We start from the raw sequence: 24,464 nt of genomic DNA on the forward strand, positions 1-24,464 counted from the left end.
ATCATCTCACCTGCAATTGCTGAAAGCTGTCGTAATGGTCGACGGTCAAATAATAGACGGTTGGCGGATGACCGCCGGTGACAATACGCCGTGCGCCGCGATGCGAAACGCCCGGCGTCGGCACGGTATATTCGCGATAATAGCCTTGCGACTGGGCAGGCAATTTGCCTTCGCGATTATAAAAGGTGGTGCCATCTTTATCAGGGTAAGGAAACGGGCCGCCTTGCTGAATCAGCGCCAGTGTTTGGTCAATTTGCGCGTCACCCGTGATAGCTGCTGTGGCTGCTGTATCAGGGCTAGAGGTCTTAGGCGCTGTCTGCGTTATAGACGTTGCTGGCGTGCTGTCTGCAAAAAAACTAGACGTCAAATCACCAAAGAAAAAAACCGCCACGGCAATAAGGGTGATAAAACTTAATAGAGTAGATAAGCCAGTTTTTTTATGTTGTCTGCTTTGGTTATTTTTTGACTGGTTTTTTCGATGATAGCTAAGGTTATTTGTATGCGTATTTTTTGCATGTTGTTTGGTTGCATTTGCTAGCGGTGCTTTTGCGTCTGCCGTTTCTAAAATACTTAATTCGTTAGAGGTGACTTCGGTTGCGCGTAATTGGTTTTTGTCATTACGCTGACTGTTAAAATAAACAAGCTGGCCCTCGCTTATCGGCCGCGATAAGCGCACGCTGCTGATATGAAAGAAGACATCTTCATCTTGATTGTCTACATCAATAAAGCCATCGCCTTTGTCAGCATTCCAGTGTTTAATTTTGCCACTTTGCATGGGCACGGCTTCCTATAGCGTGGTTTTTATTCAGCAAAATAATTTTTATATGCCATATATAGCATATTTATCAATAATAAAAAAACGCCAGCAATTAAGCTGACGTTATTTAAGATTATACTCGAATTGGGCAATAAATTATAGTGCAGCAATGATGCCCTAGGCGCGCGTTTCGCCGTGACCGTAAACAATCCATTTTTGCGAGGTTAAGCCCTCAAGCCCAACCGGTCCACGGGCATGGATTTTATCGGTTGAGATACCGATTTCTGCTCCAAGTCCGTACTCAAAACCATCGGCAAAACGGCTCGAGGCGTTAATCATCACGCTTGCCGAATCGACTTCTCGGATAAAGCGCTGCGACTTAGTGTAATTGTCGGTAATGATGACGTCGGTATGGTGGCTGCCGTGAGTGTTGATATGTTCAATCGCTTCGTCGATACCCGCTACCACCTTAACTGCCAAGATAGGTGCAAGATATTCGGTATCCCAGTCCTCGCTAGTCGCTGCCGATAAATGACCTTGCAGGGTAGCATTGTCATTTAAAATCGCCTGTGACTTCTCATCGAGGCGCAGTTGCATGGCGTCATCGGCTGTTACGATGGCTTCTGCAATCTTTGGCAATAACTCATCGGCGACATTTTCATCGACCAACAGCGTCTCCATGGTATTACAGGTACCGTAGCGGTGAGTTTTGGCATTGACGCTGACTTTAATCGCCGTGTCTGCATCGGCATCGCTATCGATAAAGGTATGACAATTACCATCTAGGTGCTTAATCACAGGGACGCGGGCATCGCGGCTGATACGTTCAATCAAACCTTTACCGCCGCGTGGTACGATAACATCGACATAGTCTGTCATGGTAATCAGCTCGCCAACAGCAGCGCGGTCAGTGGTTTCTAACACTTGTACGCTATGCTCAGATAGACCGACCTTTTTTAAACCCTGTAAGATACATTTGGCAAGCGCTTGATTGGACTCAAAGGCTTCAGAACCACCGCGCAAGATAATAGCATTACCAGACTTTAGCGCCAGCGAAGCCGCTTCCAAGGTGACGTTGGGACGCGACTCATAAATCATCCCGACTACCCCGAGTGGCACACGCATTTTGCCCAAATGAATCCCTGATGGCTGATAAGTCATGTCGGTCACTTCACCGATAGGGTCAGGTAATGCCGCCACGTCTTTTAACCCTTGCAGCATACCATCGAAGCGCGCGTCATTTAGCTCTAGGCGATCGAGTAAGGCAGCGTCCAAGTCGTTTTTTTGCCCGTTATCCATATCGATTTTATTGGCCGCTAAAATATCAGCTTTGGCGCTTTTTAACGCATCATAGATTGCCATCAGCGCCGAATTCTTATCGCCAGTATTGGCCGCAGCTAACGCTCGTGATGCCGCGCGCGCTTGCTTACCGACCGTCTGCATATAGGCGGTTACATCTGTGGTATTCGATTGCGTCATAAATTAACGTCCTTTTATCATCAATAATCTAAAAAATATCGTTTAGCGCTCTAATGGCGCTCTGCCATTTAACATAGAGGAGATGAGGACGATAGTAAAGTCGATTTTGTGAACAACGACCGTTTAGCAAGTACTGTGGAGTTTTCTTATGTTCGATTTTAAGGTTTTTAACTTTTTATAGCGTCTATAAGTAATGGGAGATAAAAAAGTATGCTGTCTGTTACGTATTTTTAACAGAACTGCGCTGCAACTGCTAAGGTAGTCGTGGTCAATCGTGAGTATAGTGGGCGCTAAGACGGTCAATTCATACGCTATCTCATACGTTATCAATGAAAGACATAGCAATTGGCTGATGCAATAAAGTGATGGATTTTATAAAGATTAATAAACTAAAGACTCATTATGGAGAAAAAAATGGCTATTAAAAATAAAGCCTATAAAAACTGGCTCACAGTAGGCTTGGTAGCAGCAGCATTAAGTGTCAGCGCCTGCGGCAAAAAAGAAGAAGCGCCAATGGACGTTGAACCAACCGCTGACGCGCAGACGCCAGTAGAAAATAACGCTACCGGCGTGGCAACAGCAAACAGCACGGATGATGTCGCCGTTGCAAGTGCCGATGCTAATGATGGTATGGCCGTTAGCGAGAATGATGATGTCGCAGTAGCAACTGCTGATGATGCAGAAGTCCTTGATGGAACTGAAAGCGAAGAGCACATTTCGACTTACTAGTTGAGTTTGTTAAATGCCGCTTGCGGGCGTCGACTGACTATTTAGCAGATAAAACAGCGCTAGCGGCGTTAAGATGATAAAATAAGGCCCATAACTGACTATGCGTTATGGGCCTTATTTTGTTGTTGATTCCGTTTAAAAAAGTACCGCGCTACTTAGCTAGAGTTATCTAAGCTGAGCGCCGTTTTGAGTATTTTTTTATCGGCAATGAATTATCCTGTCAAACTCTAATGACCTTTAATAATTGAAGGGGCAGGGTTTGCCTTTTTATCGCATTATAGGCGACAATGGCGCATTTTTTTATTCATGTTTTCACTCATATTTATTGGAAGTCTGCTAAACCATGCTTGATACTGCAAAGAATCCGACTCGGCCTATCGCCTTAGATTTACAAGACGTCCATAAAAGCTACGGCTCGTTGGCGGTGCTAAAAGGGGTGTCTCTCACCGCTTATGATGGCGACGTTATTTCTATTTTAGGCTCGTCTGGCTCCGGTAAGTCAACCTTGCTGCGCTGTATTAACTTGCTTGAAAAACCCAATCAGGGGCGTATCATCATCGGCAATGATGAGCTGATGCTAAAACCTGCCAAATCAGGCGAATTGCAAGCAGCAGACATTAAGCAGTTAGAAAGCTTACGTGCGCGCGTGGGCTTTGTGTTTCAAAACTTTAATTTGTGGCCGCATAAGACCATTTTGCAAAATATCATCGAAGGACCAACGCAAGTCTTAAAAATTAAAAAAGACCAAGCGATTAGCGATGCAGAAAAGCTGCTCGATAAAGTGGGTTTACTCGATAAAAAAGACGCTTATCCGGCGAATTTATCGGGCGGTCAGCGTCAGCGTGTGGCGATAGCGCGCGCCCTTGCCATGCAGCCACAGGTGTTATTATTTGATGAACCAACCTCGGCACTCGACCCTGAACTGGTCAATGAAGTACTTGCGGTCATGCGTGAGCTTGCCGAAGAGGGGCGTACCATGCTGATCGTTACCCACGAGATGCGCTTTGCCCGTGAGGTATCAAGCAAAGTGGTGTTCTTGCATCAAGGTATCATCGAAGAGATTGGTACACCTGAGCAAGTTTTCGACCATCCAAAATCTGAGCGCGTTAAAGACTTTATGGCATCGCATCGTCAAAACTAGAAGCGAATGTTTTACAGGTGTTTGGTTGAATGTCAAAAAACCTAAAACGCTTGTGATACAAAAGTTGCCCTCAGTAATTTTCTTGGCCTAAATTTTCTTAGTCTTTTTATTACCGAATAATCACAGTTGGTATGCAAAACGTTTGTTTTTGATATTTGAGTCAGGTATTATCAAAGGGTTTATAGGCAGTCGCAACTGGCGTCTGCCTATGTCTTTATGTTCATTGACTTGCTTATCTGGCAGGGACGCCAGAGAACAAAATATCAGAACCCTATATCAAAAACCTCATCAGAATTTAAGGAATGTATGATGTCGAATTCTCGCCTATTGTGGTCATCGATGACCGTCACCGCCGCGCTTATGCTTGGCGCTTGTAGTCAGTCTGCTAATGACGCCACTGATAGCAGCGCTGATGCCTCTGCTACAGAAACGGCGGGCAAGACCATTCGCATCGCCACTGAGGGCGCATACCCTCCCTTTAACTATACCAATGCCGATGGCAGCTTGGCAGGATTCGATATCGACGTCGCCAATGCCTTATGTGCGCAAATGCAAGCCAAATGTGAAATCGTTGCTCAAGATTGGGACGGTATTATTCCAGGTCTATTGGCGCAAAAATACGACGCCGTCATCGCTGGTATGTCAATCACTGAAGAGCGTCAAGAAAAGGTTGATTTCAGCGAGCCGTATTTCGCCAATACCATGGTTTGGCTTACCGATACCAAAGGCGGCTTTGACCCCAAATCCATTAAAAACCTAACCCTTGGTGGCCAGCGTTCAACGACACCTGGCGCGTATTTACAAGATAATTATGAAGGTAAAGACGGCAACACCGTCAAGCTTTATGATAATTATGACAATGCCTACTTAGACCTAAAATCTGGTCGTAGCGATGCGGTACTTGCTGAAAAAGTCTCTGCCAAATCATGGTTAGCGGACAATCCAGAAGGTTTTGGTATCGTGGGTGATGAGATTGATAACGACGATAATATTGCCATTGCTGTCCGTAAAGGTGACTCAATCAAAGACGACTTTAATAAAGCGCTGAGTGAAATCCGTAGCAACGGTGAGCTTGCCCGTCTTGAGCAAGAAAACTTCGGTCAGTAATTTGCTTGATGCGCTTTGCGAGAAGTCTTTAATTGATAGCTATTAGTCAACAGACGGTTTCAATAAGCGCCGATTAACCAATGTCTGAACCATTGCGGATGAATAACGGCTGGTAAATATATTAAGGAATAACCTCTATGATCACTTCAATGACCTCATCAATGAACAAAAAAGCGCTATGGCTTGCGCCCCTTAGTGCAGCGATGCTGATGCTTGCTGCTTGTAACAACAGCTCAACGCCTACAGAAAATACGGACGCCGCTGCTACAAGCGACGCACCGTTACATATAAAAATCGCCACAGAATCAAGCTATAAGCCTTTTAGCTATACCGACGCCGATGGTAAATTAATTGGCTACGAGATTGAGCTGGTAGACGCCTTATGTGCGCAAATGAAAGCTGAATGTGAAGTTATCTCGCAAGATTGGGACGGCCTCATTCCAGGGCTAAATGCGCAGAAATTTGATGCGGCCATCGCTGGCATGTCAATCACCCCTGAGCGTAAAGAAGTCGTAGAATTCAGCGACCCGTACTTTCATACTGGTATCATCCTCATCGGTAAAAAAGGCGATGATATTACCGTCGATGGCCTAAAAGGTCAGCCAGTTGCTTCACAGCGCTCGACGGTTGCGTCACAATATCTACAAGAAAAACATGCTGACTCTGACATCAAGCTTTATGACACTCAAGACAACGCTTATCTAGATCTAACCTCAGGTCGCGTGCGCGCCATGATGTCTGATAAAGTCACCGGTATCGACTGGCTAAAAACCGACGCCGGTAAAGACTACGAAGTCAAAGGTCAAGAAATCAGCACCAGCGATGATGCGATGGGTATTGCCTTCCGTAAAGGCGATCCATTGGTTGCCAAGTTTAATAAAGCTTTGGCTGAACTAAAAGAAAACGGCACTTACGATCAAATCACCGGCAGTTATTTTGGTACCAGCTCAACAGCGGCGGCGCAAAAAGCAGTAGCGACTGATGGCGTCAAAGAAGTGGTGGTCGCTGATGACAGTAATGTCGATGCCAATGCAGTAATTGCTAAAGAAGAGCAAACGGAAGCGGCGACTAATTAATAGAGCTTTCTCTCATAGTCTATGAGATAAGCGCTGATTTTAATAAAGCACGTTTTAATTAAAGCGTGCTTTATGCCATCTATAATACTTTCCTAAGTACCAATGCCAATTAATAATGCCAAATAACAACATCAAGGATGATTATGAGCAACCATCTTCTTTTAGCACCTGTGCCTAGTACGTCCTCTGTTACCTCATCCGCCAGTAAGCACTTGTTAAAGACAAAATCGATGCTAGCCTTAGCGGCACTATTAGCTTTAGCGGGCTGTAGTAATGGTCAAAATGAGACTAATGAAACTGCTAGCTCGGATACGACTAAAACGTCCGAAGCGGCTGATAATAATAGCGCTGCGAGCGACGATGATAATGTACTACGTATCGGCACCGAAGGCGCTTATGCACCCTTTAACTATACCAATGCTGACGGCACGCTTGGCGGCTTCGATGTTGAAATCGCCAATGCTATTTGTGACGATTTGCAGATGACTTGTGAAATCATAGCGCAAGATTGGGACGGTATTATTCCTGGGCTTAAAGCGGGTAAATATGATGCCATCGTCGCGGCAATGTCGGTCACGCCCGAGCGTGCAAAGCAAGTGGCTTTTACCGACCCGTACTTTAGCAATGCCTTGGTATTTTTAGCCAAAAAAGACAGCAGCTTTGATCCTGCCAATAGCAGCGATATCAATGCCCATTCTATTGCCGCACAGCGCTCGACCATCTCTTCGCAGTGGTTAGAAAATGCCTATCCAAAAGCTGATATGAAGCTTTATGATACCTTGAGCAATGCCTTTTTGGATTTGGGTTCTGGTCGCGTTGATGCCATGATATCTGACAAACTCCCAGCGCTAGAGTGGCTTGGCTCACCGTCAGGCAGCAATTATGCAATCAAAGGCGATGAGATAGATATCAATGATAATTTTGCGATTGCCGTGCGTCCTAACGATGAAGCCTTGCAAGCCAAAATCAATCAATCTTTGGCCAATCTAAAGTCCAATGGCACGTATGATAAAATCAATCAAAAATATTTTGCCGTACCAGCAAAGGCGGCAAACACTGAGTCGGTAGCACCCGAATCAGCAGTAAAAGAGAGCGCAGGGCAATAAATGCTTATTGTTATCGCTATATTAATCACGGTTTTCCCTATTTAGCGGTAAACGTGAAGTCATAAAAGCAAAAAGACATTACCATCAGGGTGATGTCTTTTTTGCTTTAATAATAGGGTTACTTTACAACCAATACAGGGCGAGGGGGATAAGTTTTTCGAAGCCTCTGGAGTGCAAAGCGCACAGCAAGCAAGAAAAATTTATCCTACTCGCATCTGGTTGTTATCCTATCGATTTTGTTTAGAAATGATTATCATGATTCCTTACTCAAAGAATCACCACAATTTTATGCATTATGAATGGTCAACTTTTATCAGATATCACTGATTTATAGGCTATTTATCCTGATAAGTCTCTATTTAGGCAGCGCTTTTATGCGTGAGTATTAACATAGCTGGCAGCGAATATGATAAAATCAGCGCTCATTTCTACTGTGTCAATTTCCGCCGCCGTAATCGTATGAATATCACGTCATTCTATGACGCAAAAAACCGCCATCTATGCGGTTGGTCATACGACTATTCGCAGCGCTCAGCTATTGATGCTGATTCTTTTAACTCATATTTTGCAACTTGCTAATATAAAGAGACTGAGTGGATAATTGTGTTTGATTTACAAGGATTTGGCGCGCTATTACTAAGCGGCGCTACCGTCACTATAAAGCTTGCGCTGACCAGTTTGGTCATCGGTATGGCGCTAGGCTTGCTTGGCGCGACGGCCAAGATGTCCAATGTCTGGCTGCTACGTAAGCTTGCGACGGTCTATACTGCCACGATGCGCGGCATCCCTGAGCTGTTATTAGTGCTGTTTATTTATTACGGCGGCTCGATATTGCTCATGAGCATCCTCAAAAAGTTCGGCTATAACGATTATATCGAGATTAGCGCGTTTTGGGGCGGGGTGATGGCGTTATCGATTGCCTTTGGTGCTTACGCGACCGAAATTTTTCGTATGTCCATTCAAGAGATTCCGGTAGGGCAAAGAGAAGCGGCGCAAGCGATTGGCATGCGACCTTTTCAGACTTTTTATCGTATTACCTTGCCGCAAGTTTGGCAGATTGCGCTGCCAGGTCTCGGCAATTTGTTTTTGGTATTGCTCAAAGATACCGCCTTGGTGTCAGTCGTCGGTCTAAAAGATATCATGTATCAATCGTCGCGCGCGGCGCAGTCGACACAGCAGCCGTTTACCTTTTATATGGCCGCGGCGATTATTTATTTGGGTCTGACCATGTTGATTACCGGTTTTATGATGTGGCTTGAGTGGCGCGCCAATCCGGCGGCGCGTTATGCTAAAAAGCTCAGCCGTCAAACCCACCATCAAACCACTCAAAGTCAATCGACCATAGGGTAGAGGAGAGATACTATGGATTGGAATTGGCAGGTCATTTTTGACCATATCCCTGATTTAATGAGTGGGGCGGTATTGACTGTCCAGCTCGTTGTATTCTCGGGTATTATTGGGTTGTTTTTTGGTCTGATTTTGGCATTACTGCGCCTGTCTAAAAATTGGCTGGTGCAAGTTTTACCATTTTTATATATCTTCTTTTTCCGTGGCACGCCGCTACTGGTACAGATATTTTTGATTTATTATGGGCTTGGGCAGTTCGAAGCGGTACGTAACTCGTTCTTATGGGAGCCAGTACTTAGCCAAGCTTACTGGTGTGCCATCATCGCCTTTACCCTTAATACCAGCGCCTATTTGGCAGAGATTATTCGCGGTGCAATCCAAAATATTCCTGTGGGCGAGCTTGAAGCCGCCGATGCCATTGGCATGTCAAAATGGCAGAAACTAACGCGTATTACCTTACCGCGCGCTTTTGGTATTGTGATTCCTGCCTACAGTAATGAAGTTATTTTTATGCTAAAGGGAAGCGCGCTGGCATCCACCATTGCTTTGATGGATATCACGGGTGTTGCTCGTACGATTAGTGCGCGCACTTATACCTTGATGGAATTGTTCTTTGCGGCCGGTGTCGTTTATCTGCTGCTATCGTGGGTGATTTTATTTAGCTTTAGATTGTTTGAAAAACGTATGAATCGTCACGCCAGCTATGTGCCGCCAGACGTGGTTACCAATACCATTCCTTAAAAGTAGGCACAGCAAAATAAAAAAGCTATAGTGGTCATAAATGTCAAAAACATGCCGTAAGGAAACTGTATGAGCTCATCGCCCCATATGTCCATCGCCAACGCTATTATTGGTAATGTGAAAGATACTGCTGGCACCACTGATACCAATAGTGATACCAGCATTGATAATAGCGAACGTCTGCGTACTTCTATCGGTAAAATCGTCTGCGTCGGGCGCAACTATGCGGCGCATGCGCAGGAGTTGGGCAATGAAGTGCCTAGCGCGCCGATGCTATTTATGAAGCCTGCCTCTTCGGTGGTATCTCTCCGTCAAGGCATTGAGCGGCCAAACCCTGCCATCTTTGGTGAAACCCACTATGAAGCTGAGCTTTGTATTCAGCTGGCAACAGACTTATCAAAAGCCACGCTTGCAGAGGCGAAACAAGCTATTGGTGGCGTGACATTAGGGCTTGATTTGACCTTGCGTGAGCTACAAACTGAGCTGAAAGAAAAAGGTCATCCTTGGGAGCGCGCCAAGTGCTTTGATGGCGCTTGTGTGCTTGCTGACTGGCTCGATGCAAATGCCTTTGGTGACTTCAGAAACGTCCATTATCAGCTGAATATTAATAACGAACTTAAGCAAGACGGCGATAGTGCCTTGATGCTATTTCCCGTTTATGAGTTATTGGTTAATATCAGTCATGCTTTTAGTTTGCAAGCGGGCGACGTCATTATGACCGGGACGCCAAGCGGCGTTGGCGCTTTACATGCGGGCGATGTGTTGACTTTAAAACTAGGCGCTCATCAGTGGCAGACAGAGGTTAAATAAGTTTTTATCACAGCTATCACCTATTAATCTGTAAAGGCATTAATGCTTAACGCTATCAAAAAATCCCAAGTGAACGCTTGGGATTTTTTTGGTTTATCAGTGGTGATAGTCATTTATCCTAAGCTTATCATTAAATAACTATCAAATCGGCATTTGGTTTTCAACGTACTGTCATAAACACTCAGTAGAATTAGGCATAATTCGTATTTTGGTGATTGCAATTACAAGACTGCAATCAACTCTCTCATGCCAATCAAGCCTAACAGCAAGGTGACTGATAATGACATTATTGAATAACAAACAACCGCTTGCCCATGAAGTCGTTGAAGATTCTAATCCGAGCAACAATATTGATTTTCAAACCATTATTAGTCGCCGTTTAAATCGGCGTAGTATCCTAAAAGGTGGCACAGGATTGACAGCGGCGGCGTTTTTTGGAGCGCTACCTTTAGTTGGCTGTAGCGACGATAACGATAGTATTCCTACCAAAAATAATGGCAATGATGCTGCTATCCCTGCACAAGGTGATCTCAAGCGTCCCGAAACTTTGAAGTTTACCGCAGTGGCGCATTCGACTGCCGAAACCATGAGCGTGGCGGCAGGCTATAAGGCTGAGATGATACTGCCTCTAGGCACGCCGCTGATATCTGGCATTGATGATTGGAAAGACAATCGCGAGCAGTCAGCTGAATCATTCGAATGGCGTATGGGTGATAACCATGATGGCATGTGGTTCTTTGGCAAAAAGGGCACTGCCTATGATGCCAAAGCATCAGAGAATGGACTACTGGTCATGAATCATGAATACGTCAATAGCAGCGAGCTGAGCCCATTTGGTTACCATGTGATCCAAGATAAAAATGCTGCGCCAATCTTCCAAAATCGTCGACTTGCAAGCGACGTACGTCGTGAGGTCAATTGTCATGGGGTAGCGGTGGTCGAGATGAAACGCCGCGCCGATGGCATGGGCTACGAGATGGTCTCCAATTCAAAATACAATCGCCGTATCACCAGCAGTACAACCACGCAATTAGCAGGTCCTGTTGCGGGCTCTGATTTGGTCAAGACCAAGTTTGACCCAACAGGCTTTCAAACTCGCGGTATCAATAACAATTGCGGCGCAGGCTTATCGCCATGGGGCACCTATCTGACCACCGAAGAGAATTTTTTAGGGGTGTTTGCCCGTGGGCAAGATGCCAGTCAGCTGAGCGCAGGACAAAATTATGGTCGCGAGCGCTATGGCGCAACGGAAAATTTCTCTGGCTTTGAATATCTTTGGCACACCCCTGATGCCAAAGATGCCAAGATCGTAGACGAGTTTTCACGCTGGGATATGACTGCTACTAGTGCTAGCGCTACTGACGATTATCGAAATGGTTTTAATACCTTTGGTTATATCACCGAAATTGATCCTTTTGATCAAAATTCCATGCCCCAAAAGCGCACGGCACTGGGACGTTTTGCTCATGAAAACTGTGCTTATGCTCCCGTTGAACAAGGCAAACCGGTGGTGTTTTATATGGGCGATGATGCTCGCGGTGAATATATTTATAAATTCGTCTCTAAAGCCACATGGTCAAATGCTGATATCGGTGGTGGATTAAAAGCGGGTGACAAGTATTTGAATGAGGGCACGCTCTATGTTGCCATTTTTAATGAAAATGGTCGCGGGGAATGGAAAGCGTTGATTCATGGTCAAAATGGACTGGATGCTTTGAACAGCGAGTTGCCTTTTCATGGACAAGATGAGGTATTGGTCTTTGCTCGCGCGGCAGCAGATGCAGTCGGTGCAACCAAAATGGATCGACCAGAATGGGTATCGGTCAGCCCGATAACGGGTGAAGTGTATGTGACTTTGACCAATAATAAATATCGTGGTGTACGAGATGATCAGCCAGTGTCGGCGTCCAATCCGCGCAGCTATAATACTGGCGGCAAAGCGCGTGGCAATGACAACGGCCATATCATTCGCTGGGCAGAAGCGGGCGGTGATCATGCGGCAACCAGTTTTGACTGGGACATTTATTTATTTGCTGCACCGAATGATTTAGTAGCAGAAAATTTATCGCAATTAAATGACAGTAATGATTTTTCTTCTCCCGATGGCTTATACTTCGATCCACGCGGCGTTTTATGGATTCAAACAGACGACGGCGCTTATACCGATACCAGCAGCTGTATGTTACTGGCAGCGCTACCGGGTAATGTAAGCGATGGCGCCATTCAAACCACGTCAGTAGGGCAACAAACCCGAGTCGGTATGCCTGCCAGCAATGATAACATCAAACGATTTTTTGTCGGTCCGGAGGGATGTGAAGTCACAGGTATCACGATGACGCCAGACTTTAAAACCTTGTTTATTAATATTCAGCATCCGGGTAATACATGGGGAGCAGTGGCTGGCGGTAGTACCCCGCGCTCAGCGACAGTTATGATTACACGCGAAGATGGTGACGTCATACTGGCAGAATCCTTTGTCTAGTTAACTATTTGCATTAGTAATGATACGTCTGAACAAACATAAAAATCCTAAGTCATGGCTTTAGGATTTTTGTGTTGTAGGCGATAGCTACTAATGGGTAAGTTTCGATATTTTATAGTTCCCTGTTTTTTTAACCATAAAAATACCTGATAGTTAAATCATTTTCTTCTGTTTATGGCATTTACAGGCTAGTATGGCAATTACCCTTAATCGCTTGCTGTAGCAACACTATGCCCAATCCAAGACCTATAGAAACCATACACGATTTATTTGCGACCACTCGGCGTCCCTCTGATGGTGAATTGAGCGCAAAAGCAGACTTTCAAGACGATGTCTATGAAGCGCTAGCAGAACTTGACTATATTTATGTCGATGAGCTGATCGCCAAAAATGTCGATAACAGTGTGATAAAACCGCATCAACCAATCTCTTTGGTGGATTTTTTTGAAGGCTTGGCGCAGCTTGCTACTATGGGTGTCGTGGAAGTAACGGATATTGTCGAAGCTATCCACCGTGAGATTTTGCTGCGTCCTTTGGGGCGGTTTAATAATGGTAATCTTGAGCACTGGCAGCGCGGTATCACCGGGCGCATTTATGGTACGGTGCGTCAAGCGATGCAATTGGTCGGCAACAATATTGCCATAGGGCTACGTTTGTATAACACGGTTTTAAAACCCAAAAAAATACAACCACTGCCTTTAAACTTACGGCGTATGGTCAATATCCTAAATGGCGTGATGGGCGACCACCTTGTCACTCATGACAATCCGTTGGCCGTGTCGATGATGCTATACGATAAAGACAATTATGTGCAAAGTGGCGCACTATCGGGGCGAGTAATTGTTTTGTGTCATGGGCTTTGTTTGAGTCATTTAAGCTGGCAAGTTGCGGGCGAAAATAATCTCGGTGCTATGCTGACCCACAAGTTGCCAGACAGTACAGTTTTATATTTGAACTATAATACCGGTCGGCGTATCTCCAGTAATGGGCGTAGCTTTGCTAAAGTCTTGCAAGATTTGGTCGAAAGCAATCCAGACATTACCCAGCTTGATTTAATCGGCCATAGTATGGGCGGCCTGCTGAGCCGTAGCGCACTGTTTTATGGTAAAGAGCAGGGATTCAGCTGGGTTGAGCGTGTGGGTAATTTGGTGACTTTAGGTACACCGCATCATGGCGCAAGTTTGGAGCAGATTGGCAATTTTGTGCAATATAAAATCGCTAAGCTGCCTTTTGCTGGGTCATTGGCGAAACTGGGCGACTTACGTAGCGCTGGTATTATCGATTTGCGTTATGGCAGTATTCGCGATGCCGATTGGAAATCTTTAGAGGAGCGCAGCGTGCTACCGGCAGAGTTTCGTCATCCGACGCGCCTACCGCTGCACGTCAATACTTATCTGGTCGCAGCGGCGTTGATTGAAACCCATTATGAAAATAAAACCACCAGCTTATTGGGTGATGGGCTGGTGTCAGTAGAGTCGGCGCTTGGCGAATATACTGAAGAGCACACATTGAGCGTACCTGAGGGTCATAAGGCGATATTTTATGGCGTCAATCATATGAATTTAACTTATAACGATCGGGTGCTTGCGCAAGTGATTTCTTGGTTATCAGCCAATAGATTAGGCGACGCGCATGACGCCAAATATGGGCTTGATAGCCGTATCTATTCTTATCCGATAGATTACGAGGTCGAGATTTAAGGTGTTAACACTATGAATGTTATTATCAATAAAATTATAAAAACGAAAAACCCTCAAGCATGACACTTGAGGGTTTTAAATTTTAGGGACGGTAGAAAACAGATAAGAAGCTATTCAGCGAAAATAGCCGCTACATCGTCTTTATCAAATTTGTAGACCTCACCGCAAAATCCGCAGTCCATCTCAAACGTACCGCCTTGTTCGTCCACGATATCTAACGCTTCGGTTTCACCGATTTGCTCAATTGCCATCTCACACTTCTCGCGTGAGCAGGTGCAGCCAAACGATAACGCTACAGGCTCAGGGGCAACGACTTTTTCTTCGTTATATAAACGGTACAGGATTTCATTGGCATCAAGCGTGGTCAGCTCTTCTGCTTTTAGCGTACGCGTGAGCACACTTAAGCGCGTCCACAAGTCATCATCGATCCCTGCGTCTTGGTTTTGCTCGACTTCATAGGTCTCGGCTGCGGTACGAGGTAGCATTTGCACCAAGATACCACCGGCTTGCAAACCATCGGATGCCAGATTAATCAGCGTTGGAATCTGCGCCGATTGTTTTTGATAATGCGCTAAGCAATCAGCTAAGTTGTCATGGCCACGCTCAACGATACCTTGATACGGCTCGCCGCCATCAGGCTGAATATTGATAAATAACACGCCTTGACCAGCAGCGCCGAGCTCAGCAAAGGCGTCTTTGGCATGGATCATATTTTCCCACGCTTGCACTTGCTCGTCGGTGTCATTTTTCCAGCTGGCAAGGGCGCGAATGATACCGTCTTGGTCGCATTCTGCCATTGCCCAATTGAGCAAGCTGTCGCTATCTGATGATTGTAATTGAATCGATAAGCGACCATTAATTTTAACGGTACTGATCAACAAGCTTGCCGCCGTCAGCATCTCACCTAATAAGCGCTTAATGGCTTCAGGATAAGCTTTCTGGGCAATTGTCGTCGCATAGCTGCGCGATAGGCGCACCACATCGCCGCGCACCGGTGAGTCTTCGATAAAAAAGCGTTGGCGTACGTCATTATCGCGGTGGCTGCTCGCTTGTTGATTAATATTTGGGACTTGAGTATCTTGGGTCATAGGTCATAACTAGTATTAAGAAGTTGTTAACTTTATGGGGATTAATGGTTATTTATCAATCATAGCGGTTTAGTTATTGGCGTAATTTAAATGATTGTTAAACGAAATCTGTAAAATATCAGTCGCATTAAAAAAAGTTTACCCGCATCGTGCAAATTGTTGTACAGTAACATTAAGTTGCATAGTGATAACTTAAAGCAACAGCATGGATGCATGACGGAAAAGTCAACCAAGGGCTTATATAAAGTCAAATAATGGCGCAAATACCGTCAAAGTCCCCCCTAGTTTGTATAAATGTGATAAAAGGATGTATCTCATGACCTACTTAATCTCAAAACCTCTAACGTTGGTTGCCTTTATGGCACTTGGCCTAGCAGGCTGTAACAATAGCAATCAAACCAACACCGAAGCGCCGCCAGCAGATGGCACAGCGACAACGACAGAAGCGGCAGAAAATACCAACGGTACGCTACAAAAGATCAAAGAATCGGGCACTATCGTGGTCGGTCACCGAGACTCTTCTATTCCCTTTTCTTACATCGCTGATGACCCAAATCAGCCGATTGGCTATGCGCACGATTTAGAAATGAAAGTGGTCGATGCGGTAAAAGAAAAGCTTAATATGCCGGATTTAAAAATTCGTTATAACTTGATTACTTCGCAAACGCGTATTCCGCTGGTGCAAAACGGCACGGTTGATTTTGAATGTGGCTCAACCACCAATAACGAAGAGCGCCAAAAACAAGTGGCCTTCTCAAACGGTTTCTTTGAAATTGGTACGCGTTTATTGACCAAAAAAGACTCAGGTATTCAAGATTTTGAAGACCTAAAAGGTAAAACTTTGGTCACGACTGCTGGTACGACCTCAGAGCGTTATATTCGTGAATACAATGATAAAAATAAAATGGACATCAATGTCATCTCGGCAAAAGACCATGGCGAAGCTTTCCTTATGCTAGAAAACGGCCGTGCCGATGCCTTTATGATGGATGATGTACTACTTGCCGGTGAAAAAGCCAAAGCCAAAAATCCAGATGAATGGGTGATTGTTGGTACGCCGCAATCGTCTGAGATTTATGGTTGTATGATGCGTAAAGACGATCCTGAATTTAAAGCGGTGGTCGATGAAGCGCTTGCCAATGTCTTTAGCTCAGGCGAGATTAATAGCATTTATGATAAGTGGTTTACCAACCCAATTCCGCCAAAAAACGTCAATCTAAACTTTGAGATGTCAGACAATCTAAAAGCTTTGATTGCCAATCCACACGATAGCGCACAGCCAAAAGAAGCAACCGCTCAGTAATTTTTGTCCCTCAACATAGCTTGCTGACGCGCCCAGACTGCTGTTTATAAGTCTGGCGCGTTGGCTTTTTACTCATGGCTTGGAGTGACAATCATGAATTATAGCTGGAACTGGGGTGTGCTCTTTGAGCAAACCGGTATCGGTAATGAGCTTTACCTGCATTGGATGGTGACCGGTCTTGGCTGGCTGCTATTGATTGGCAGTATCGCTTGGGCGATTGCCATGGTGATTGGTACTATTTTGGGCATCATGCGCACCTTGCCAAATAAAGCGGCGCGTAGTATTGGTACCGCTTATGTGACATTTTTTCGTAATATTCCTCTTCTTGTACAATTATTCTTTTGGTTTTATATCGCCCCCGGTTGGCTGACGCCCGCACTACAAGAGTGGTGGTATAAAGACTTATCGCCTAATACCTCAGCCATGCTGTCCGCCAGTATGGGTTTGGGATTATTTACCGCCGCGCGTATTGTTGAGCAGGTGCGTACCGGTATCGAGTCCTTACCTGAAGGGCAAATCAATGCTGCTTACGCGCTCGGCTTTACGATTCCGCAGGCGTATAAAGAAGTGCTACTACCGCAGGCATTTCGTGTTATTTTGCCACCGCTAAGCTCGGAGCTCACCAACTGCTTTAAAAACGCGTCGGTAGCGTCGCTGGTCGGGGTGATGGAGCTGATTAGCCAAACCAAAACCATCAGTGAATATACCCAAAACAGCCTCGAGATTTACACTTATGCGACCATTATTTATCTGGTTTTTAATCTGTCGTTAATTGCCATTATGGGACTGATTGAGCGTAAATTGCGTGTGCCTGGGCTGATTGCAGGGAGTCAAAAATGAATATGATGACCGAACTTGCAACGGCGTATCCGGGCTTGATGGGCGGTATGCTGACCACCTTAAAAGTATTGTTTCTCGCTATCTTAGGCGGTATTAGCTTAGGCACGGTATTGGCTTTAATGCGCTTGTCCGGCATCAAAGCGCTAGAAATTCCTGCCAAATTATACGTCAATTATTTTCGTTCTGTGCCGTTGCTATTGGTATTGCTGTGGTTTTATTTTGCCGTGCCGATGATGTACTTTTGGATAGCCGGTAAATATTTACAGCTCGATACCGCGTTTACCTCGTGTGTTGTTGCCTTTATGATGTTTGAAGCGGCGTACTTCTCAGAGGTGGTGCGCGCAGGTATCCAATCTATCGGTAGCGGGCAAGTGAATGCCGCAAAGGCACTTGGCATGACTTATGGGCAAACCATGCGTTTGGTGATTTTGCCGCAAGCTTTTCGCAAGATGTTACCGCTGATTTTGCAGCAATGTATTATTTTATTCCAAGATACGACGCTGGTTTTTGCCATTGGGTTGACGGATTTTTTCCGCGCCGCTTACGTCCGTGGTGAGCTGATGGGCTTACTGACGCCTTATATTTTAGGCGCCGGAGCTGTTTATTTTATTATCAGCTTAAGTGCCTCTATAGGCGTGCAGCAATTGCAAAAACGCTTGAGGTTTTAATTTAAATTTGGCGCAGTATTTTACTATTAAGACTTTCATTTAATAATGATGAAAAAAAGTGGTTAGGAGCCAGTGATGAATGAGCCAGTGATAAATGAGCTAGGGATAAACAATGCTGACACCTATATAAATGAATTTGGCGGACTGGTCACCGACAATGGTCATGCGAGCGCTGAGATAGTCATCAAAATGACTGACGTTAGCAAATGGTATGGTGATTTTCAGGTATTAACTGACTGTACTGCTCACGTGCATAAAGGCGATGTCGTTGTCGTTTGTGGGCCATCGGGCAGTGGCAAATCGACGCTTATTAAAACTGTTAATGGGCTTGAGCCGTTTCAAAAGGGCGATATCATGGTCAATGGTATCTCAGTTGGCGCGGCAAAAACCAATTTACCCAAACTGCGTAGTAGCGTCGGCATGGTATTTCAGCATTTTGAGCTGTTTCCGCATTTGACCATTATCGATAACTTAACGGTCGCGCAAATCAAAGTACTGGGCCGTAAAGAAGACGACGCTAAGAAAAAAGGCATGGCCTATCTTGACCGTGTGGGCTTAAGTGCGCAAGCGCCGAAATACCCCGCCGAGCTATCAGGCGGACAGCAGCAGCGGGTAGCGATTGCGCGTGCTTTGGCGATGGATCCGGTTGCGATGCTATTTGACGAGCCAACTTCCGCACTTGACCCAGAGATGATTCAAGAAGTGCTCGATGTGATGGTCGAGCTGACTCGTGATGGTATGACCATGATGTGCGTAACCCATGAGATGGGCTTTGCCAGTCAGGTGGCCAATCGAATTATTTTTATGGATGAAGGCCATATCGTCGAAAACTGTAGTAAGGATGAGTTTTTTGAAGGCGCAAAAAGTGAGCGCGCGCAGCTGTTTTTATCAAAGATTCTTAATCATTGAAATTCAGTACGGTGTTTTAAGTATCTATCAAAGCGTCTTTAATAAAGGCGCTTTTTTATGTCTTTTACTTTTTGTTCATTACTCTCAGCTTACAAGTGTTCCCTGTTTGCTGCTACAATAGGCGCCATCAGTTTTTAATCCTATTCCAAATTCATAACAAATAATAGATAGTGTTTCGGAGTCATTATGAGTGTAGAAAATCAATCGGCAGGTATTGTTATTATTGGCGCAGGCTTGGCAGGCTGGCACGTTGTCGATGCCATTCGCGCAAAAGATAAAGACATTCCCATCACCTTAATCACGGCTGATAATGGCGACCGTTATCATAAACCTATGCTAACAATGGCAATTAGCCAACAGAAAAATGCTGCGGACTTGGTACGTGCAACAGGTAGCGATGCGGCAAAGGCGGCAAATATTAATTTGCTTGCCAATACGCAAGTGACCGATATTGACCCTGCTAGCCAAACAGTACAACTTATCTCAGCACTGCGCTCGGACCCTGTGTATACCAATTACGCCACTATTAGCTATGACAAACTGGTGCTGGCGATGGGCGCCCATCCTATTTTTCCAAAAAGTCTGCCCGAGGATTTGGTTTGGCATGTCAATCATATCGAGCGTTTTGGACAGCTGCAAGAAAAGCTCGCAGTGGGCAGTCAGCGTGTTGCCATCGTTGGCGCTGGTATGGTCGGGACGGAAATTGCTGAGGACTTATTAAAAGCGGGTCATGAAGTGACGTTGATTGATTTAAATAACGCGCCGCTCTCGCAAATGCTACCACCACAAGCGACCGCACGTATTGCTAAAGCAGTACAATCGCAAGGGATTCGCTTTTTAGGCGGTTATCAAGTATCCAATATTACGCGTCATGATGATGGCACATTGCAAGTCAGCTATGCGCCAGTATCAGCTACCGACAGCGATGCGGCGCAGCAGCCAGAGCCGTTAGTGGTTGATCATGTGATTGCTAGTACGGGTCTGACGGTTGATGATAAATTACCAACCGCTGCTGGGGTTGAGTTCAATCGCCGCACCGGTATCGTGGTCGATGCCACCACATTACGTACCCATGCGTCCAATGTGTATGCGATTGGCGATTGTATGTCGATCAACGGCGTTGCCTGTCGTTATGTAGCGCCGTTACGTGCGCAGGCAGCGACGATTGCTGATGATATTTTGGGCCACGAGCACAGCGGTTATGATCATAAGCCGCCGATGATTCGCTTAAAAAATAAAGCCATTTCGGTGATGGTCACTGGCGTACCGCAAGCTGCTGGTAATTGGCAAGTGACTACTGAAACGGATGATGAGCTTGTTATGGACTTGCTTGATGATAGCAATGCCGTCACTGCGACGGTAACGATTAAAGCGCCGCCTATGGTTAAGTCTTAATCAACGCTTAACCGTTGCAAGTTTAACTTTTAGCTTTAATTACTAGTCTTAGTTTTTCTCAAGAGCCAGCCGTGTAACAAATACGTAGCTGGCTTTTTTACCTATAATAACCGCGTGATTTTATGCTATCTTTTACTGGGTAATACTTTTTATTAATTAATTTAAATGATACATAATGTATTACTATGATTGACAGCCTTCGATTTAAGGCGGTATAGTAGCTCATGCTTGTTAAGACCTGTTCAAGGAAAAAAGAATAGGAGCAAGCGAAAAATTAGCACCATTCAGGCGTGCTGTAAAAAGTAAAACGAAAGGACTCGTTATGACTCAAGTTTCTGACTTCGATAGCATTCTAAATAATATTCCCACCGTAAATATGGGCGCGCGCTCGGCAAATGCGCCGCTTACTCAAAGCTATGATAAAGGCCCCGATGTACCGCTGATTGAAGCGACCATCGGCGATTTTTTTGATGCTATTGTCTCCAAATATCCTGAGCGTGAAGCGCTGGTCGTCCGTCATCAAAATATCCGCTGGACATATCGCGAGCTACAACAGCAGGTCAATCAATTAGCCAGCAGTATGATTGAAATGGGGCTTGAGATTGGTGACCGCATCGGTATCTGGTCGCACAACAATGCTGAGTGGCTGCTGATGCAATTAGCGACCGCAAAAGTTGGCGTTATCCTCGTTAATATCAACCCTGCCTATCGTACCTTTGAGCTGCAATATGCGTTAAATAAACTTGGCTGCTCAGCACTCGTCCTTATGCGCCATTTTAAAAGCAGTGATTATGCGCAGCTGATTCGTGAGCTGTGTCCTGAGATTTATCATAAAGATTACACCCAATTGGATTTGGTTGAGATTCCAACCATTGAACGTATTATTTGGATTGATGAGCCAGACTCTGATGAAGAGTTTAACTTTATGCAGAAGTTTTCGGCATGGATGGCGGAAGGCGATGCCAATGATCCACGCGTCGCCGAGCGTCAAGCGCAGCTTAAAAACACCGACGCGATTAATGTGCAATTTACCAGCGGCACAACAGGTACACCAAAAGGTGCGACCTTAAGCCACCGTAATATTTTAAATAACGGCTATTTTATCGGTGAGGCCATGAATCTCACTGAGGAAGATAGACTGTGTATTCCTGTGCCTTTATATCATTGCTTTGGTATGGTGCTTGGAAACTTAGCGATTTTGACCCATGGCGGTTGTATCATTTATCCGAACGATGGTTTTGAGCCATTGTCCGTCTTGCAAGCGGTTGAAGAAGAGAAATGTACGGCTTTGCATGGCGTACCGACGATGTTTATCGCCGAGCTTGACCATCCTGAATTTGATAAATTTGATTTATCGACCTTGCGGACTGGCATTATGGCCGGCTCTAGCTGCCCGATTGAGGTCATGCGTCGCGTCATCGATAAGATGCACATGAAAGAGGTTACCATTGCTTACGGCATGACGGAGACCAGTCCGGTTTCTTGTCAGACCAATGAGCATACGCCATTAGAGAAACAAGTATCAACGGTTGGGCTTGTGCAGCCTGCGCTTGAAGTCAAAGTCGTCGATACCGAAACGGGCGAGATTGTACCTTTAGGGGAAACCGGCGAGCTGCTAACGCGTGGTTATTCGGTGATGAAAGGCTATTGGGGCAGTCGCTTTAAAACTCGTGAAGCGATACAAGACGGCTGGATGCATACCGGTGATTTGGCGACGATGGATGAAGACGGCTATGTCAAAATCGTTGGGCGTAGTAAAGATATGGTCATTCGCGGCGGTGAAAATATTTACCCAGTTGAGATCGAAAACTATCTGTATCGCCATCCGAAAATTCGTGACGTTCAAGTCGTCGGTATCCCAGATAAGCGTTATGGAGAAGTGCTTGCCGCTTTGATCATATCAAAAGAGCCGGGCTGCCTAACCGAAGATGAAGTGCGCCAATTCTGTAGCGAGCATATCGCCCATTATAAAGTGCCGACTTATTATCGCTTTGTGACTGAATATCCGATGACTATCACCGGTAAAATTCAAAAGTATAAAATTATCGAGCAGATGAAGGCGGAGCTAGGAATAGAGTAGTCAAAAAATCGGTCAAGATTTTAAGAAGTTATTGAATAATAAACACAAGTATAAAAAGGGATATCATGAGCGCTATCATAACCAGTAAACTGAGTCCGAACGCTGCCGATTTTCAGCAAAACCGTGCCGCCATGCAAGAAATAGTCGATGACTTATATCTGCACCTGCGTAAAGTCGCTCAAGGTGGTTCAGAGCGCGCGCGTGCCAAGCATTTAGCGCGTGGCAAACTGCTACCTCGTGAGCGTGTTGAGCGCCTGCTCGATGTCGGTACGCCATTTTTAGAAGTCGCACCAATGGCAGCGCATGATATGTATGGCGAAGAGATTCCAGCGGCGGGCGTGATTGCCGGTATCGGCCGTATCAACGGCACTGAGTGTATGATCGTCTGTAATGATGCCACCGTAAAAGGCGGCACTTACTATCCGATGACGGTCAAAAAGCATCTGCGCGCGCAAGAAATCGCCCAAGAAAACAACTTACCTTGCGTGTATTTGGTCGATTCAGGCGGCGCAAACTTACCCAATCAAGACGAAGTATTCCCTGATAAAGATGACTTTGGTCGTATCTTTTTTAACCAAGCAAATCTGAGTGCGGCTGGTATTCCGCAAATCGCCGTGGTGATGGGCAGCTGTACTGCAGGCGGCGCTTATGTGCCCGCGATGAGTGACGAATCTATCATTGTCAAAGATCAAGGCACTATCTTTTTGGGTGGCCCGCCACTGGTAAAAGCAGCGACTGGTGAAGAGGTCACCGCTGAAGACTTGGGCGGCGGTGATGTGCATACGCGTCTGTCAGGGGTGGTCGATCATTTGGCGCAGAACGATACCCATGCGTTATCAATTGCGCGTAATATCGTTAGCCACTTAAATCGCCCTGCTAAGCAAATCCCCAATCAAATCAAACCGCGTCCACCACGCTATGATGCCAAAGAGTTATACGGCATCATTCCAACCGATAAGCGCAAACCTTTTGATATCAAAGAAATCATCGCTCGTATCGTCGATGATAGTGAGTTTGATGAATTTAAAGCACGTTTTGGCACGACGCTGGTTTGCGGTTTTGCCCATATCGAAGGTATGCCAGTAGGTATTATCGCCAATAATGGAATTCTTTTTAGTGAATCAGCACAAAAAGGCACGCATTTTATCGAGCTATGCTGTAAACGTAAAATTCCTTTGGTGTTTTTGCAAAATATCACTGGATTTATGGTTGGTCGCAAATACGAAAACGAAGGTATTGCCCGTCATGGCGCCAAAATGGTGATGGCGGTTGCCAACGCGAAAGTGCCGAAATTTACCGTCATCGTTGGCGGCTCATTTGGTGCTGGTAACTACGGCATGTGTGGCCGCGCTTATAGTCCGCGTTTTTTGTGGATGTGGCCAAACGCGCGTATCTCGGTGATGGGCGGCGAGCAAGCGGCGTCGGTACTGGCAACCGTCAAGCGTGATAATTTTGACCGTAAAGGTGAAGAGTGGAGTAGCGAGGACGAAGCAGCATTTAAAGCGCCGATTCTTGAGATGTACGAAGAGCAAGGTCACCCTTATTATGCGACAGCACGTCTTTGGGATGATGGGGTGATTGATCCTGCCGATACGCGTCATGTATTAGCGTTAGGGCTTAGCGCTGCCTATAACGCCCCGATTGAAGAGACGACCTTTGGTGTGTTTAGAATGTAGCATTAAATGGAATATGGGCAAGCATTTCAC

At 45.5% G+C, this 24,464-nt stretch carries 20 protein-coding genes; 17 read left to right on the top strand and 3 right to left on the bottom strand.

Annotated elements, in window-relative coordinates; all coding sequences use genetic code 11:
* Nucleotide 1 precedes the first annotated feature (1 nt).
* Entirely contained in the window at nt 2-775 is a 774-nt protein-coding gene (locus RAH45_RS01995) for a ribonuclease domain-containing protein (protein WP_082894326.1), read from the bottom strand.
* A gap of 159 nt (nt 776-934) precedes the next feature.
* Nucleotides 935-2,236 carry a glutamate-5-semialdehyde dehydrogenase gene (locus RAH45_RS02000; RefSeq protein WP_198328820.1) on the bottom strand — a complete coding sequence of 434 codons (1,302 nt, stop codon included), beginning with the start codon at nt 2,234-2,236 and terminating at the stop codon, nt 935-937.
* Nucleotides 2,237-2,650: 414 nt separating this feature from the next.
* On the opposite strand from RAH45_RS02000, the gene RAH45_RS02005 reads away from it, so the two are divergent.
* The 10 genes from RAH45_RS02005 (at nt 2,651) to RAH45_RS02050 (ending at nt 14,475) form a co-directional block, all read left to right on the top strand.
* Nucleotides 2,651-2,965, top strand: a complete 315-nt coding sequence (locus tag RAH45_RS02005; RefSeq protein ID WP_082894325.1) for a hypothetical protein — start codon at nt 2,651-2,653, stop codon at nt 2,963-2,965.
* A gap of 343 nt (nt 2,966-3,308) precedes the next feature.
* The gene (locus tag RAH45_RS02010) at nt 3,309-4,106 is read left to right on the top strand and encodes an ABC transporter ATP-binding protein (protein ID WP_068406004.1); all 798 of its coding nucleotides are present in this window, start codon (nt 3,309-3,311) and stop codon (nt 4,104-4,106) included.
* A 306-nt stretch (nt 4,107-4,412) separates the two neighbouring features.
* Nucleotides 4,413-5,213, top strand: a complete 801-nt coding sequence (locus RAH45_RS02015) for a transporter substrate-binding domain-containing protein (RefSeq protein ID WP_180952506.1) — start codon at nt 4,413-4,415, stop codon at nt 5,211-5,213.
* Between the two features lie 137 nt (nt 5,214-5,350).
* Nucleotides 5,351-6,289, top strand: coding sequence for a transporter substrate-binding domain-containing protein (locus RAH45_RS02020; protein WP_068406000.1), 939 nt, complete (start codon nt 5,351-5,353; stop codon nt 6,287-6,289).
* A gap of 143 nt (nt 6,290-6,432) precedes the next feature.
* Complete coding sequence (locus RAH45_RS02025) at nt 6,433-7,395, top strand: ABC transporter substrate-binding protein (RefSeq protein WP_068405998.1); 963 nt, start codon at nt 6,433-6,435, stop codon at nt 7,393-7,395.
* Nucleotides 7,396-7,998: 603 nt separating this feature from the next.
* The gene (locus RAH45_RS02030; RefSeq protein WP_068405995.1) at nt 7,999-8,745 is read left to right on the top strand and encodes an ABC transporter permease; all 747 of its coding nucleotides are present in this window, start codon (nt 7,999-8,001) and stop codon (nt 8,743-8,745) included.
* Nucleotides 8,746-8,757: 12 nt separating this feature from the next.
* Nucleotides 8,758-9,483 carry an ABC transporter permease gene (locus tag RAH45_RS02035; RefSeq protein WP_068405992.1) on the top strand — a complete coding sequence of 242 codons (726 nt, stop codon included), beginning with the start codon at nt 8,758-8,760 and terminating at the stop codon, nt 9,481-9,483.
* 180 nt (nt 9,484-9,663) lie between these two features.
* Nucleotides 9,664-10,293, top strand: a complete 630-nt coding sequence (locus RAH45_RS02040; RefSeq protein WP_068406023.1) for a fumarylacetoacetate hydrolase family protein — start codon at nt 9,664-9,666, stop codon at nt 10,291-10,293.
* 280 nt (nt 10,294-10,573) lie between these two features.
* The gene (locus RAH45_RS02045) at nt 10,574-12,775 is read left to right on the top strand and encodes a PhoX family protein (protein WP_068405989.1); all 2,202 of its coding nucleotides are present in this window, start codon (nt 10,574-10,576) and stop codon (nt 12,773-12,775) included.
* A 230-nt stretch (nt 12,776-13,005) separates the two neighbouring features.
* A complete protein-coding gene (locus RAH45_RS02050) occupies nt 13,006-14,475 on the top strand; it encodes an esterase/lipase family protein (RefSeq protein ID WP_068405986.1) in 1,470 nt (489 codons plus the stop codon).
* Nucleotides 14,476-14,585: 110 nt separating this feature from the next.
* Here the strand turns inward: RAH45_RS02050 and RAH45_RS02055 are convergent, their stop codons facing one another.
* Nucleotides 14,586-15,563, bottom strand: coding sequence for an Hsp33 family molecular chaperone HslO (locus RAH45_RS02055; RefSeq protein ID WP_068405983.1), 978 nt, complete (start codon nt 15,561-15,563; stop codon nt 14,586-14,588).
* Between the two features lie 316 nt (nt 15,564-15,879).
* On the opposite strand from RAH45_RS02055, the gene RAH45_RS02060 reads away from it, so the two are divergent.
* From RAH45_RS02060 to RAH45_RS02090, 7 genes are all read left to right on the top strand, one after another.
* On the top strand, nt 15,880-16,866 hold the full coding sequence (locus RAH45_RS02060; RefSeq protein ID WP_068405980.1) for a glutamate/aspartate ABC transporter substrate-binding protein: 987 nt from the start codon (nt 15,880-15,882) through the stop codon (nt 16,864-16,866).
* Between the two features lie 93 nt (nt 16,867-16,959).
* Nucleotides 16,960-17,706, top strand: coding sequence for an amino acid ABC transporter permease (locus RAH45_RS02065; RefSeq protein WP_068405977.1), 747 nt, complete (start codon nt 16,960-16,962; stop codon nt 17,704-17,706).
* Nucleotides 17,703-18,374 carry an ABC transporter permease subunit gene (locus RAH45_RS02070; RefSeq protein ID WP_068405974.1) on the top strand — a complete coding sequence of 224 codons (672 nt, stop codon included), beginning with the start codon at nt 17,703-17,705 and terminating at the stop codon, nt 18,372-18,374. The genes RAH45_RS02065 and RAH45_RS02070 overlap by 4 nt, the downstream gene beginning before the upstream one ends.
* 189 nt (nt 18,375-18,563) lie before the next feature.
* Nucleotides 18,564-19,283, top strand: a complete 720-nt coding sequence (locus tag RAH45_RS02075) for an amino acid ABC transporter ATP-binding protein (RefSeq protein WP_180952530.1) — start codon at nt 18,564-18,566, stop codon at nt 19,281-19,283.
* A gap of 186 nt (nt 19,284-19,469) precedes the next feature.
* Complete coding sequence (locus RAH45_RS02080) at nt 19,470-20,678, top strand: FAD-dependent oxidoreductase (RefSeq protein ID WP_289051328.1); 1,209 nt, start codon at nt 19,470-19,472, stop codon at nt 20,676-20,678.
* Between the two features lie 322 nt (nt 20,679-21,000).
* Nucleotides 21,001-22,758, top strand: a complete 1,758-nt coding sequence (locus tag RAH45_RS02085; protein WP_068405963.1) for an AMP-binding protein — start codon at nt 21,001-21,003, stop codon at nt 22,756-22,758.
* Between the two features lie 65 nt (nt 22,759-22,823).
* Complete coding sequence (locus tag RAH45_RS02090) at nt 22,824-24,434, top strand: carboxyl transferase domain-containing protein (RefSeq protein WP_068405960.1); 1,611 nt, start codon at nt 22,824-22,826, stop codon at nt 24,432-24,434.
* Nucleotides 24,435-24,464: the final 30 nt, after the last annotated feature.

The sequence above is a fragment of the Psychrobacter sp. van23A genome (assembly GCF_030845275.1).
Taxonomy (GTDB): Bacteria; Pseudomonadota; Gammaproteobacteria; order Pseudomonadales; family Moraxellaceae; genus Psychrobacter; species Psychrobacter faecalis.

Bases quoted from the DNA above. Each gene is read 5' to 3' on its own strand.
- RAH45_RS02060 (WP_068405980.1), top strand. From the start codon at position 15,880: ATGACCTACTTAATCTCAAAACCTCTAACGTTGGTTGCCTTTATGGCA.
- RAH45_RS01995 (WP_082894326.1), bottom strand. From the start codon at position 775: ATGCAAAGTGGCAAAATTAAACACTGGAATGCTGACAAAGGCGATGGC.
- RAH45_RS02090 (WP_068405960.1), top strand. From the start codon at position 22,824: ATGAGCGCTATCATAACCAGTAAACTGAGTCCGAACGCTGCCGATTTT.
- RAH45_RS02070 (WP_068405974.1), top strand. From the start codon at position 17,703: ATGAATATGATGACCGAACTTGCAACGGCGTATCCGGGCTTGATGGGC.
- RAH45_RS02000 (WP_198328820.1), bottom strand. From the start codon at position 2,236: ATGACGCAATCGAATACCACAGATGTAACCGCCTATATGCAGACGGTC.
- RAH45_RS02065 (WP_068405977.1), top strand. From the start codon at position 16,960: ATGAATTATAGCTGGAACTGGGGTGTGCTCTTTGAGCAAACCGGTATC.
- RAH45_RS02025 (WP_068405998.1), top strand. From the start codon at position 6,433: ATGAGCAACCATCTTCTTTTAGCACCTGTGCCTAGTACGTCCTCTGTT.
- RAH45_RS02015 (WP_180952506.1), top strand. From the start codon at position 4,413: ATGATGTCGAATTCTCGCCTATTGTGGTCATCGATGACCGTCACCGCC.
- RAH45_RS02045 (WP_068405989.1), top strand. From the start codon at position 10,574: ATGACATTATTGAATAACAAACAACCGCTTGCCCATGAAGTCGTTGAA.
- RAH45_RS02080 (WP_289051328.1), top strand. From the start codon at position 19,470: ATGAGTGTAGAAAATCAATCGGCAGGTATTGTTATTATTGGCGCAGGC.
- RAH45_RS02075 (WP_180952530.1), top strand. From the start codon at position 18,564: ATGACTGACGTTAGCAAATGGTATGGTGATTTTCAGGTATTAACTGAC.
- RAH45_RS02005 (WP_082894325.1), top strand. From the start codon at position 2,651: ATGGCTATTAAAAATAAAGCCTATAAAAACTGGCTCACAGTAGGCTTG.
- RAH45_RS02055 (WP_068405983.1), bottom strand. From the start codon at position 15,563: ATGACCCAAGATACTCAAGTCCCAAATATTAATCAACAAGCGAGCAGC.
- RAH45_RS02010 (WP_068406004.1), top strand. From the start codon at position 3,309: ATGCTTGATACTGCAAAGAATCCGACTCGGCCTATCGCCTTAGATTTA.
- RAH45_RS02035 (WP_068405992.1), top strand. From the start codon at position 8,758: ATGGATTGGAATTGGCAGGTCATTTTTGACCATATCCCTGATTTAATG.
- RAH45_RS02020 (WP_068406000.1), top strand. From the start codon at position 5,351: ATGATCACTTCAATGACCTCATCAATGAACAAAAAAGCGCTATGGCTT.
- RAH45_RS02085 (WP_068405963.1), top strand. From the start codon at position 21,001: ATGACTCAAGTTTCTGACTTCGATAGCATTCTAAATAATATTCCCACC.
- RAH45_RS02050 (WP_068405986.1), top strand. From the start codon at position 13,006: ATGCCCAATCCAAGACCTATAGAAACCATACACGATTTATTTGCGACC.